This is a genomic window from Variovorax sp. KK3 (assembly GCF_001984055.1).
Classification (GTDB): Bacteria; Pseudomonadota; Gammaproteobacteria; order Burkholderiales; family Burkholderiaceae_C; genus Variovorax.
In genome coordinates this window covers 1-12,351 of the sequence record NZ_LYVO01000129.1, presented here as the reverse complement: position 1 = coordinate 12,351, position 12,351 = coordinate 1, and the positions used below count along the sequence as shown (strand labels likewise).

Annotated in this window: 13 protein-coding genes; 4 read left to right on the top strand and 9 right to left on the bottom strand. The window is 67.7% G+C overall.

The annotated features are described in order from the left end of the window. Nucleotides 1-22: 22 nt before the first annotated feature. The 3 genes from B0W80_RS32685 to B0W80_RS32675 all read left to right on the top strand — a co-directional run bounded on the left by B0W80_RS32685 (nt 23) and on the right by B0W80_RS32675 (nt 3,046). Nucleotides 23-1,015, top strand: coding sequence for an MBL fold metallo-hydrolase (locus B0W80_RS32685; RefSeq protein WP_077003308.1), 993 nt, complete (start codon nt 23-25; stop codon nt 1,013-1,015). Between the two features lie 95 nt (nt 1,016-1,110). Continuing rightward, nucleotides 1,111-2,088 (top strand): tripartite tricarboxylate transporter substrate binding protein, encoded by a 978-nt coding sequence (locus tag B0W80_RS32680; protein WP_077003307.1) that lies wholly within the window; start codon nt 1,111-1,113, stop codon nt 2,086-2,088. 16 nt (nt 2,089-2,104) lie between these two features. After that, on the top strand, nt 2,105-3,046 hold the full coding sequence (locus B0W80_RS32675; RefSeq protein ID WP_077003306.1) for an NAD(P)-dependent oxidoreductase: 942 nt from the start codon (nt 2,105-2,107) through the stop codon (nt 3,044-3,046). Between the two features lie 17 nt (nt 3,047-3,063). Here B0W80_RS32675 and B0W80_RS32670 read toward each other — a convergent pair whose 3' ends face one another. From B0W80_RS32670 to B0W80_RS32635, 9 genes are all read right to left on the bottom strand, one after another. After that, nucleotides 3,064-3,879 (bottom strand): methyltransferase domain-containing protein, encoded by an 816-nt coding sequence (locus B0W80_RS32670; RefSeq protein ID WP_077003305.1) that lies wholly within the window; start codon nt 3,877-3,879, stop codon nt 3,064-3,066. Further along, entirely contained in the window at nt 3,876-4,970 is a 1,095-nt protein-coding gene (locus B0W80_RS32665; protein ID WP_077003304.1) for an alpha/beta fold hydrolase, read from the bottom strand. The genes B0W80_RS32670 and B0W80_RS32665 overlap by 4 nt, the downstream gene beginning before the upstream one ends. 97 nt (nt 4,971-5,067) lie before the next feature. Further along, entirely contained in the window at nt 5,068-5,241 is a 174-nt protein-coding gene (locus B0W80_RS35790; RefSeq protein WP_179107080.1) for a hypothetical protein, read from the bottom strand. 10 nt (nt 5,242-5,251) lie between these two features. Beyond that, nucleotides 5,252-6,235 (bottom strand): tripartite tricarboxylate transporter substrate binding protein, encoded by a 984-nt coding sequence (locus B0W80_RS32660; protein WP_077003303.1) that lies wholly within the window; start codon nt 6,233-6,235, stop codon nt 5,252-5,254. Then, nucleotides 6,232-6,753, bottom strand: coding sequence for a DUF302 domain-containing protein (locus B0W80_RS32655; RefSeq protein WP_077003302.1), 522 nt, complete (start codon nt 6,751-6,753; stop codon nt 6,232-6,234). Before B0W80_RS32655 ends, B0W80_RS32660 begins: the two co-directional genes overlap by 4 nt. 11 nt (nt 6,754-6,764) lie before the next feature. Beyond that, the gene (locus B0W80_RS32650; RefSeq protein WP_077003301.1) at nt 6,765-7,775 is read right to left on the bottom strand and encodes a tripartite tricarboxylate transporter substrate binding protein; all 1,011 of its coding nucleotides are present in this window, start codon (nt 7,773-7,775) and stop codon (nt 6,765-6,767) included. A 61-nt stretch (nt 7,776-7,836) separates the two neighbouring features. Further along, nucleotides 7,837-9,180: a fumarylacetoacetase gene (fahA, locus tag B0W80_RS32645; RefSeq protein WP_077003300.1), complete on the bottom strand. Its 1,344-nt coding sequence runs from the start codon at nt 9,178-9,180 to the stop codon at nt 7,837-7,839. Nucleotides 9,181-9,200: 20 nt separating this feature from the next. Continuing rightward, entirely contained in the window at nt 9,201-10,430 is a 1,230-nt protein-coding gene (locus B0W80_RS32640) for a CaiB/BaiF CoA-transferase family protein (protein ID WP_077003299.1), read from the bottom strand. 2 nt (nt 10,431-10,432) lie between these two features. Beyond that, nucleotides 10,433-11,191 carry an enoyl-CoA hydratase/isomerase family protein gene (locus B0W80_RS32635; protein WP_077003298.1) on the bottom strand — a complete coding sequence of 253 codons (759 nt, stop codon included), beginning with the start codon at nt 11,189-11,191 and terminating at the stop codon, nt 10,433-10,435. A gap of 180 nt (nt 11,192-11,371) precedes the next feature. On the opposite strand from B0W80_RS32635, the gene B0W80_RS32630 reads away from it, so the two are divergent. Next, the gene (locus B0W80_RS32630) at nt 11,372-12,085 is read left to right on the top strand and encodes a TetR/AcrR family transcriptional regulator (protein WP_077003297.1); all 714 of its coding nucleotides are present in this window, start codon (nt 11,372-11,374) and stop codon (nt 12,083-12,085) included. The last annotated feature ends 266 nt before the right edge of the window (nt 12,086-12,351 follow it).

The window sequence follows — 12,351 nt, the reverse complement described above, 5'->3', positions numbered from 1 at the left end:
GCCCCACACAAAACCCATGACCATGACGACCACCCCCACGACAGCCACCGCCCCGACGACGACGACGTCCTTCGCCTCCGCTTCCGACAACCGCGCGCAGAAGCCGCAGGTGCAGGTGCTTGCCGACGGCGTCTTCGGCTACATCAGCGAATTCGATCCCAACTGCGGCTTCGTGGTCGCCGACGACCACGTCGTCGTGATCGACACCCGGCCTACCCCGCGCATGGCGCGCGACTTCATCGCCGACATCCGCAGCGTGACCGACAAGCCGGTCCGCTTCATCGTGCTGACCCACTACCACGCGGTGCGCGTGATGGGCGCCAGCGCCTTCACCGACGCGCAGGCCATCATTGCCAGCAACGGCACGGCCGGCTGGGTGCGCGAGCGCGGGCAGGCGGACTTCGATTCCGAGGTCGGCCGCTTTCCACGCCTGTTCGCGGGGGTCGAGGAAGTCCCGGGCCTCACCGTGCCGACCCTGACCTTCGACAACGAGATGAGCCTGTGGCTGGGCGGCGGGCGCGAACTGCGCCTGATGGGCCTCGGCCGCGGCCACTCGGGCGGCGACACGGTGGCCTGGCTGCCCGACTGTGGCGTGCTGTTCTCCGGCGACGTGGTCGAGAACCACTGCGGCGTGTACGCCGGCGACGCCTACCTGCACGACTGGCGCAAGACGCTCGACGCCACGCTCGCGCTGCGGCCGCGCACGCTGGTGCCGGGCCGTGGCGCGGTGCTGCGCACCGAGGCCGCCTGCGCCGAGGCGATCGGGCTGACCAAGGAATTCATCACGACGCTGCTCGACAGCGTCAAGGCCGGCGTCGACCGCGGCGAAGGCCTGCGCGCCTGCTTCGAGCGCGCCGAGGCGGCGATGACGCCACGCTTCGGCGACTGGCCCGTGTTCCAGCACGTGCTGCCCTTCGACGTCTCGCGCGCCTACGACGAGCTCAGCGGCATCGAACATCCCGTGGTCTGGACCGCGGAACGCGACCGCGAGCTTTGGCAGGTGCTGCGCGGCTGACGAGGCAGGCCACCGGCACCGACCCATCGATCCATAGATTCATCGATTCATCGATTCATCGATTCATTTATTTCACCCACCAGAGACAAGAACCCATGAAGAAACTGATCCGCGCGCTGGCCTCGGGCCTGCTGCTTTCCGCCGCCGCCACCTGCGTCCTGGCGCAGGGCACCTACCCCAACCAACCCGTCAAATGGCTGGTGCCCTATGCCGCCGGCGGCGGCACCGACAGCATCGCCCGCCAGCTCGGCGAGGCGATGCAGCAGTCGCTGGGCCAGCCGATCGTGATCGACAACCGGCCGGGCGCCTCGACCAACATCGCGGTCGCGGCCCTCATGCAGGCCAAGCCCGACGGCTACACGATCATGCAGGCCGAGAACGCCGCGCTGCTGTTCAACGAGCACATGTTCGGCAAGCTCCCATACAAGCCGGCCAGCGACTTCACCTACATCGGCGCCATCGGCCGCATCCCGGTCGCGCTCGTGGTGCGGCCCGACTTTCCGGGCGGGGAAAAACTGGCGCAGTTCGTGAGCTACGCCAAGGCCAACCCCGGCAAGCTCAACTACGCCTCGCCCGGCATCGGCACACCGCACCACATGGCGATGGAGCTGTTCAAGCAGAAGTCGGCGCTCGACCTGACCCACGTCGCCTACAAGGGCGGCGCGCCCGCGCTGCAGGACATGATGGGCGGCCAGGTGCAGGCCATGATGCTCGACCTCACGGCCGCCCTGCCCTACCTCAAGGCGGGCAAGCTGCGCGCGTTGGCGATCGCGCTGCCGCAGCGTGCCAAGTCGCTGCCGGACGTGCCCACTTTCGCCGAGCTCGGCTATCCGCAGGTCAACGCCTTCGCCTTCCACGGACTGATCGGACCCGCCGGCATGCCCGCCGACGTGGTCGACCGGCTCAATGCCGAGCTGCGCAAGGCGATGCAGACACCGCGCATCCAGCAGGTGTTCGCCGAGTTCGGATTCGAGCCGCTGCCCGGCACGCCGAAGGAATTCCGCGACCTGGCACGCAGCGAAAGCGCGCATTGGGGCGAAGTCATCAAGACGTCCGGCGTTCGGCTCGACTGAGGAAGGTGCGGTACCGATGACTTCCCAATCGACGCTCCCGCGCATCGGATTCATCGGCCTCGGCGTGATGGGCGGCCCGATGGCCGGACACCTCGCCAAGGCCGGATACGCGGTCTCCGTGTTCGACACACTGCCGAGCGTTTCGCAGGCGCTCGCCGATGCGCACGCCGGCATCAGCGCGCGTGCAACCTTGGCGGAGGTCGCGCGCCACAGCGACATCGTGGTCACCATGCTCCCCAATGGCCGCGTGGTGCGCGACGTGGTGTTCGCGAGCGACGGCCTGCTGAGCGGCTGGCAGTCGGGCGCGCTGTTGCTCGACACCTCGTCCGCGGAGCCCTGGATCACGCGCGAGACCGCGGCGCGGCTCGAGGGCCACGGCATCGCGATGGTCGATGCGCCAGTCTCGGGCGCGGCCTGGGGCGCACAGGCGGCAGAGCTGGTCTTCATGGTCGGCGGTGCCGAGGCAGCAGTCGACCGCGTGCGCCCGCTGCTCGACGTGATGGGCCGTGCGGCCTTCCACCTCGGCCCGCTCGGCGCCGGCCACACGATGAAATGCCTGAACAACCTGGTCACCGCGATCACGCTCACCGCCACGGCCGAGGGCCTGGCGATCGGCACGCGCGCCGGTCTCGATCCGGCCGTGATGACGGATGTGATGAACGAGAGCACCGCCGGCTCGTGGATCACGCGCACGCACATCCACCAGCGCGTGCTGAACCGCAGCTTCGACGATCCCTTCAAGCTCGAACTGATGCTGAAGGACATGGGCATCGCGATCGACCTGGCGCGCGAGCAGGGTGTGCCGGCGCCGATCAGCAGCGCCGGCCAGCAACTGTGGCAGGCCGCGAGCCTCGCGCGCGGTCCGGGGGTCAGCGTGAGCGAGCTGGTGCTCTGGGTCGAGACCCAGATGCAGGTCGAGATCCGCAGCACGGCGGCGCAGGAGGCGCCGGCCTCCTAGAAACCCTCCGACCGCGGCTAACGCGAACGGCGTGCGTAGGCCAGATGGACGAACGCGGGCAATTGGAGACCCGCAGCGGCTTCATACGACGAGAGGCGGCGCAGCGCATCGGCGCGGCAGGCCTCCCTCGACGCCGGCGAGAAGGGCGCGAGCGCGCGGCGGGTGTACGGCGCGCCTTGCAACAGCCCGTCGACAAAGTCTGCGGCCGAAGGGAAGTTCAAGGTGTGCGGGCAAGGCGAGATGTCGATGTCGCCGAACCCGGCATCGCCCAGCCATTCGGCCAAGGTCGTCGCATGCAACTGGAAGCCGCGGCGCGGCGAGGCCGTGTCGATGCCCAGCGCGTCGAGCGCGGCATAGACGGCTGCGTGGCCCGGCATGCTCGTCAACGGCCCCCACGTACTGACGACCAGCCTTCCGCCCGGCCGCAACACGCGCCGCAGCTCCGCCAGCGCAACATCGGGCGCTGCGAAGAACTGGAGCCCTTGCAGGCACAGCGCGGCATCGAAGCGCGAGGACGACAGCGGCACCGACTGCGCGTCGGCGCGCAGCCAGTGCAGCGCACCCGCCCCGTCCGCGGCACCGGCGCGCCGGGCCACAGCGAGCATGCCGGCGTCGCTGTCGACGCCTACGACACGCCCCGCGGAACCCGTGGCGTCCGCTGCAAGCCGTGCGCCGATCCCGGTGCCGCTGGCCATGTCGAGAACGGTCTCGCCGCGTGCGATGGCGGCCTTTTCGAGCGCGCGCTGCGTCGAGGGCAGAAACAGGTTCGGCACGAGGACGTCTTCATAGACCTGCGCGGCGGTGTGATCGGCAGCGAATGCCTGGGGCGTCATGGGGCCGGGCGCCAGGAACCCGAGGTATCGGTGCCGAAGCCGGCGGTGCGCGCCAGCACGATCGCCTGCCCGCGGTTCTCGACCTGCAACTTGTGAAAGATGCTGCTGATGTGATTGCGCACGGTCTTGTCGCTGAGCCCGAGCACCGCGGCGATCTGTGCGTTGTCCCGGCCCTGCGCCAGCAGCTCGACGAGTTCGCGCTCGCGCGGTGTCAGCCCGCCGAAGCGCGAATCGCCTTCGCCGCTGCGCGTACCGAGGAAGTCGGCCACTTCCGCCTGCCAGCGCGGCCACGCCGGATCGTCGGCGACCATCAGGTGGTTCGCGCTGTCGAGGGGCACGAAGCGCGCCTGCGGAATGCCGCCCGCGATGCGTCGGCTTTCCTCGAACGGCACGCGCAGGTCGTGGGTGGCATGCAGCACGAGCGTCGGGCATCGGACCTCGGACAGGAGCGGCGTGACGTCGCTTTGCTCGAAGGCACGCAGCATGCTCACCGCGTTCGCCGGCGAGGTCGACACGCGCTGCAGTTCGTTGAGCCCGTCGTGCTGGACCGACGTGCCTCGCGGGATGAACTGGCTCGTGAAGAACTGGCGCCATGCGGGGTCGTTGCGGCCCCAGCCCAGCGCCATGAGCTTGGTCATCATGTCGGCTTCCTCGAGATCGGCCGGATCGGTGCTGCGGCGACGCCGTCCCCGTGCGTATCCGCCATGCAGCACCAGGTGGGTGACTCGGTCAGGATGCCGCGCGGCGTAGGTGATGCCGACCGGCGTGCCCTGCGAGATGCAGAGCAGTGCGAAGCGATCGAAGCCCGCCGCATCGATGACGGTTTCGAGATCGCGCACCTGGTCTTCGAAGTCCCAGTTGACGACCTCCCGGTCCGATAGGCCGGTGCCGCGCTGGTCGTAGCGCAGCAGGCGGTGCTCGCGCGACAGTGCCTCGACGAGGTAGCCCCAGACGGGGCTCTGGAGGTCGAATTCGAGGTGGGTCAGCCAGTTGCCGACCTTGACCAGGGGCGGGCCGTTGCCGCTGAGTGCGTACGCGAGGCGCACGCCATCGTGGGCGGGAGCGAAACGAATCGTTTGCTTGAGCGTCATGCCGGACGAGGTGGATCGGCGCGATCGTAACGCAGCCTGCCGCACTGCCGCCGCACTGCAAGTACACGACGAAGGTTCGCGTGACCTCAAGGTCGTGTCAGCACAACAAGAAGACAAGCACCGGCAGGCAGGCGAGGCCCAGCATCGCCATGAGTCTCTGCGCGCGGTAGTAGTCGGCTTGCTGCGCCACTGGAATGCAGTGCAGGCCGTGGCACCCGCCGACGATCACGCACTCTTCCAAGGCTTTCATGTCGAATGCGCCCGGGGTCATGGCCCGGGCCTCATTCGACCTTGATGTCGTACTTGCGCACGACGCTGGCCCACTTGCTGCGTTCACGGTTCGTCAGGTCGACGACGCCCTGCGGCGAGCTGCTGCCGAGCTCCATCGCCATGGCGCTGAAGCGCGCCTTCATGGCCGGATCGTCGATGGCCTTGGCCACTTCCTTGTTCAGCCTGGCCACGACCTCGGGCGGCGTGGCGGCCGGCGCCACCAGCGCGAACCAGACGGCCGCATCGATGCCGAGAAGCCCTTCTTCCGCCAGCGTCGGTACGTCGGGAAGCGCAGCGACACGCCGCGGGCCGACGATGCCGATCGGACGGAGCTTGCCCGCCTTGATCTGCGGCATCGAACTGAGCACGATGTCGCAGGTCATCTGGGTGTCGCCGGCCAGCACGCTCGCGAGGGCCGGCGCGGTGCCGTTGTACGGCACGTGGAGCATGTCCACGTTGGCCATCGATCCGAAGAGCGCACAGGCCAGGTGCAGCGGATTGCCGTTGCCGTTCGAGGCATAGGCGAAGCTGCCTTCGCGGCTGCGGATGTAGGGAATGAGGTCTTTCAATCGCGTCGCCGGCGTGGAGGCGCCGACCACCATCACGAGCGGCGCGGAGGCGACCAGTGACACGGCTGCGAAGTCGCGGTCGGGGTCGTAGGCGAGCTTCCGGTAGACCAGGGGATTCACGGCCAGGCTGGCGGACGATGCCATGAACAGCGTGTAGCCGTCCGCGGGCGCCTTGGCGACCATCGAGGCCGCGACGATGGTGTTGCCGCCGGGCTTGTTTTCCACGATGAACGGCTGCCCCGACGATTTGCCGAGCCGCTCCGCGAGCCCCCGCGCCAGCTGATCCACCGGGCCGCCTGCGGTGTAAGGCACGACGATCTTGACGGGCCGCGAAGGATAGTTCTCTGCGCGCGAGAGCGACGAGGCGAGCACCATGAGGCTCGCGACGCCGATCCAGCCGATGCGCTTGAGGCTCGCGCTCGTCATGGCGTACCCACCTTGATCAGCACGGCATGAAGACGCTCGTCGAGGATGGCCGCGACCTCGTCGATCTCCGGTTGGCCGAACTGGCCGAACTGCGTGGACGGCTTGTCGTACTCGAAGATCGAGCCGCCGTCCGCGCTTTCGTACAGGACGACCCGCAGCGGTGCATAGAGCCCGGCCGCCAGATCGATGCTCGTCATCTGCACGGCGTACAGCACGTTGCCGATCAGGTAGGCCGTTGCCTTTCTGCGCTCGCCCTTCAGGGCGAGCCAGTCTCCATGCGGGCCGATGTAGTGGATGGCCAGGCCATCCTCGCCGGCCGCCTTCTGCAAGGCGGCGCGCACGGCTTCGATCTCGTTCCTCTTCAACAGATCCCGAATCGCGTCGTCGAGCCGGCCCAGCCGGGATTCGAGCGCTGCCTTGACTTCGGCATAGGGCTTCGGCGTGACGATCTTCACGTGTTCCACGGGAAGGTCGGTGGTCGTCACCGAGATGTCGGGTACGTGGCGGGCTTGGGTCATGGAAACTCCTGCTACTGTGGTTCGAGCTTGACGAGCTTGGCGATGCGGCGGAACTTCTCGACCTCCTGCTTGTAGAAGGCGTCGGCCTGCGCGAGCGTCATGGGTTCGACGGGCAGCGCGGCAGCGTCGCGAAGAAAGCGCTGGAACTCGTCGCCCTTCACGATCTCTGCCAGTTCCTTGCTGAGCCTGTCGGTGACTGCGGGCGGCGCCGCCGCCGGTATGAACACGGCCGCCCATGCGCTGTAGACGAAGTTCTTCAGGTACTTGCCCTCGCTCAGCGTCGGGACCTGGGCCAGGAAGGGGTTGCGCTTGGTGTTCGCGACGCCGATCGCCTTGATCTTGCCCGTGCGCACCAGTTCGAGCACGTTGGGCGCCAGCGGCACGAAGGCCATGTCGATCTCGCGGCTGAGCAGCGCCTGCACGACTGGCGCGGCGCCCTTGTAAGGCACATCCATCAGGCGTGCGCCCGTGGCGGCACCGAAGTCGGCCGCCACCAGATAGGGCGCCGAGCCGTAGCCCCAGCTGCCGACCGTCATTTCCTTGATGCCGGCCTTCTTCGAATGTTCGATGAGCTCGTCGACGTTGGCGAAGGCGTGCTCGGCACTCGTCACCAACGTGAAGTCGGTCGGCAGGATGGTGGCCAGCAGCCTGTAGTTTTCCGGCTTGTACTTCACCTGCGACATCGCGAGCGGCGAAAGAATCATGTCGTTGCCGGTCGTCACGAGCAAGGTCTGGCTGTCGGGCGGCGCGTTCAGCACGTTGGCCGCGGCGATCGATCCGCCCGCGCCGGGCAGGTTTTCGACGATGACCGTCTGCCCGAGTGCCGACTGCAGCGGCACCTGGACCTTGCGCGCCGCGACGTCCGCAGGGCCACCCGCGGGATAGGCGACGCGCAGCACCACCGGCTTGGTGGAAGGCGTCTGCGCCTGGGCGGCGCCGATGGGCTGCAGGGCCGCGGCTGCGGCTGCGGCCGCGATGACCCAGCCGACAAGGCGGCCGGTCGCTGGATTGCCAGTCTTCATGATGAGCTCCGATGGGTTGCCAGTGGACGAGATGCCGGAAAGCGGAAGGGCAGGCACGAAGCTATGCCTCGGCCTCCGACAGGGCCGGGAGGACCATGCCGTGGTTGACGCCGAAGCCGATGCGACGGAATCCCTCTCGCTCGCACCAGCCCCGGAAGAAGATGGCGTCGCCGTCCTCCAGGAAGCTGCGACGCTCGCCGTTGCCGAGTTGCACCGGCTTCCTGCCGGCGAGCGCCAGTTCCATCAATGCGCCTGCTTCGGCGGGCTCGGGCCCGGAGATCGTGCCGCTGCCCAGCAAGTCGCCCGGCTGCAGATTGCAGCCGCCTGCAGTGTGGTGCGTGACCATCTGCGCGATGGACCAATAGTGGTGATGGAACGTAGTGCGTGACATCGGCTCCGGCGGAACCCGCGCATCGCGCATGCGTCGGGTCTCGATCGACACCTCGAGACGGATGTCGAGGGCCCCCTCCGCGCGATGAGACTCGCTTTCCAGGTAAGGCAACGGCTGTGGATCCGCCGCTGGACGGCTCCATGGCTGCCTGTAGGGGGCGAGTGCATCCATCGTGACGATCCAGGGCGACACGGTGGTCGCGAAGTTCTTGGCATGGAACGGCCCGAGCGGCGCCATCTCCCATGCCTGGATGTCCCGCGCAGACCAGTCGTTGAGCAACGAGATGCCGAAGACGTGGTCTTCGGCGCGCGAGAGTGCGATCCGCTCGCCGAGCGCATTGCCTGCGCCGACATAGATGCCGAGCTCGAGTTCGTAGTCGAGCTGCCTGCAAGGCCCGTACTCGGGTGTGCTGCTGCCGTCGCGCAGCGCCTGCCCATACGGCCGCCGAAACTGCTGCCCGGCCACACCGATGGACGACACCCGCCCGTGGTACGCAGTGGGCACCCATTGGAAGTTTCGCGGCACTTCGCCGTTCGGACTCAACAGGCGGCTGATGGTTCGTGCGTGATGAATCGACGTGTAGAAGTCCGTGTAGTCGCCGATCCGAACCGGGAGCGCGTGCTCGACATCCGATTGCGGAACCAGGCAGTCCCGGACCGCTTCGACGTTCGACGGCGAGCGGGCGACTGCGCCCTCATGAAGAAGGTCGAAGAGTGCGCCACGCAAGGTGCGCCATGCCGCCGGGCCCAATGCGAAAAAGTCGTTGAGCACCGGCGCGGCGCAGGCCCGTGCGGCTTGCAGCGCCAGCCCGTCCAGGCACTGCGTTCTGCCCAGCGCAGCCAGGTCGAGGACTTCGCCGCCGATGGCAACACCGCCGCGCAGGGCCTCGCGGCTCACTGCTCTTCGAAATACGGAGAAGGGCAGGTTCTGGATGGGAAAGTCCGTGCCAACGGTGTTCGCGCTCGCCAGCCAGCTTGTGGCTGCGGCATCGTGGGTTCGATCGATCGTGCGCATGCGTTCGCCTCGAACTTCGTTCAGTCGAACGCACCGGCCGGACTGCGACGGCTCCGCAGAACGCCTCGCTTGCGCAGTGCGTCGATCTGCGCGGCGGACATTCCGAGTTCGCCGAGCACTTCTTCGTTGCTCTCTCCCTGGAAGTAGGGCAAGCCCGGCGCCGGCAGTCGAGATCGGCCGAAGCGCCAGGGGGGACCAGGCATGCGCACCGTGCCGCCTTCACGGTCGTCGACGTCGACGACCGCACCCCAGTCCTTCGCCCACTCGGAGTCCGCGAGATCCTGGGTGCTGCGCACGACGCCGATCGCCAAGCCCGCTTCGCTGACCTGGGCCTGGAGCTGGTCCAGGTCGGTGAAGGTCAGGATCCAGGCCTTCACCTCGGCCATCAGGGCCGGGAGGTTCAGCTTTCGCAAAGTGGCCGTGGCGAAGCGCGGGTCCTTCAGCAGATCCGTGCGGCGCATCATCGAGCAGTACCGGACGAACATCGGCGAGAACACCGGGCTGGTCGCGATCGTCAGGCGCCGGCCGTCCGGCAGTTCGAAGATCGGCGACTCGTTGGCGCTCAGGGCGTACGGCTCGTCGTTCACGTCCAACCCCGACAAGAGCGCGCCGGCGCGTTCGTTGGCCGAGAGCATGGTCGCCGCCATCGAGACATCGACGTACTGGCCCTCTCCCGTGCGCGACCGATGCTGCAATGCGGCCAGCACCGCGATGACGCCGTGGAGCCCGGTGTACACGTCGGCGTGGCTGCATGCGTCGTTGCGCATCTCGACCACCGCGCCTTGGTAGTGCTTCTGGAGGATGTCCGTCAGGCCGGTCTCGGCATGAACCGTGGGCGCGAATGCCGGGCGATTGCGCCACGGGCCGGTCTGACCGTAGCCGCTGATCGACACGTAGACGATCTTCGGATTGAACTTCGCAACGTCGTCGTATCCGAAGCCGAAGCGCGCCAGCGTTCCGGGACGAAAGTTTTCCACGATCACGTCGGCATCCGCGCAGAGCTTCGCGACGATGTCGCGCGCCTCGGGCCAGTTCAGGTCGAGGCTGATGTTGCGCTTGCCGGCGTTCTGCTGCGTGTAGTAGGTCGACATGGATCCGACGTGGGGCACGCCCGCGCGGCCCACGTCGCCCGCAGGCGGCTCGATCTTGGTGACGTCGGCGCCCAGGTCGCGCAGCGCCTTGGTGCAGCCCGGACCGGACAGCACGCGGGTGAAGTCGACGACCCGCAACCCTTGCAACGGTGCGTTCATGTTCAATCTCCTTCGAAGACCGCGGAGCCCGGGCCGGTGGCCGCGAAGGCTGCGAGGCCGCGTGCCTGATCGGCGCTGTTCCACATCGACGTGTTGACCTCTTCCTGGCGCGCATCGGCCGCCGAGATGCCGCTGCGAGCCGACAGGTTCGCGACGGTCTTGATGCCGCGCAGGGCCACCGTCGCGCCGGCCGCGAGCTGCCGGGCCCACGAGATCGCGACACCGGGAAGTTCGGCTTCCGCCGCCACCAGGTTGACGACGCCCCAGCGCTCGAGCGCCCGCGGATCGTGACGGCGGCCGAACATGGCCATCTCTTTTCCACGCGCCAGGCCCGCGCGCTGCACGACGCGCTGGACGCCGCCGAGCAGCGGCAGCAGCCCCAGCGAGGCCTCCGCCATGCCGAACGATGCAGTGTCCGCCGCGATGATCATGTCGCACATCAAGGCCAGCTCGAAGCCGCCGCCCAGTGCCGCACCGTGAACGGCCGCGACGGTCGGGATCGGCACGTCTTCGAGCGATGCCCAGAGCCGGGCCAGCGCCTTCTGGTCCCAACGCTCCGACGCGAGCACGTTGAGGTCGGCACCGGCGCAGAAGTGACGCATCGCGCTTCGCAGCAGGATCGCGCGGCATCCCTCCTCCACCGCCCTCGCGTAGGTCGACGCGAGTTCCTGGAGCATCTCGTTGTCGATCAGGTTGTGGGGGGGCTTCGCCATGCTGACGATGCCGACGGCACCGTCCTTCTCGTACGAAATCGAGCTCATCAGTCTTCTCCTTCGAAGTGACATTGCCGGGATGGCCATCGCACCGTTGCGGCGAATGATAACGGTGTTAACAGTATCTGTTATCGGTGTTAACCCGATGGCGCGAAGCCACGTGCTTGCGACCTGCGCTTGTAAGATCAGCCCGAGTGATCAGCCCGAGTTGCAAGGAGCCCTCCAACGATGACCATCAAGGCATCACAGACACCCGTTCGCAGTGCGTCGCGAGCCGCTTCCAAGACGCCGCGGGCATTGCCGCCGCAGCTGCGCGAGCCGACCTACGAGCGCGGCGGGCTGCGGAATGCGCTGGTGGAGGAAGGCCGCAGGATGTTCGAAGAGAACGGCGCCAGCGAGTTGAGCTTGCGCGCATTGGCGCGAAGGCTCGGCGTTTCCGAAGCGGCCCCGTCGCGCCACTTCAAGGGCAAGGAAGAGTTGCTCGCAGCCATCGCCATCAGCGGCTTCAAGCAGCTGGCCGAGCAGCGCATGCACATATCCGCGAAGCACCTGCCCGCCCTGCCCAAGGCCCGCGAAATGATGCTGAGCTACGTGCGCTATGCACAGACGCACGCCGGACTGTTCGACCTGATGACCGGCCCCCGGCTGCTGCAGGAGTTCGTGCGCGGCGACGTCGAGGCGACGAGCAACATCTCGTACTCCTACTTCTCGGACTCGGTCTTCGAGCTCGCGCTAGAGAGTGGCTGGGACCGCCAGCAGCTTCACTACCTTTCGCATGCGGCGTGGTCGATGGAGCACGGCGTCGCGGCGCTCGTCCTGGGTGGACGTATTCCACGCACCGACAGCAATCTCGACACGCAGCGCATGATCGAGTTCTCGATCGACCTGTTCCTGGCTGCCGTCGTCGCGGGTCCCGAGCACTTCGCGCAGAGCCAGATCTAGCCGCGGGCCATCGGCCCGCGCCAGCGCGCCGAGGTTTCCGGGGCTACGCCTCCAACGCGTCGAACGCGGCCTGCGCCGGCCCCGACCCGGGACTGACGTCCCGGCCCGATCGGGCCTTGCCGGCTCGTTCGTGACGCGCGTCCCATCGTGCGTTTCAGCGCATGGCGGAATCATGGGCTCACGTCGACAAGACGGAATCAACCCAAGGTAACCGACATGCAAAACGCCACCCTGACCCCCGACGCCCCGACCGACGCCCCCCGCTA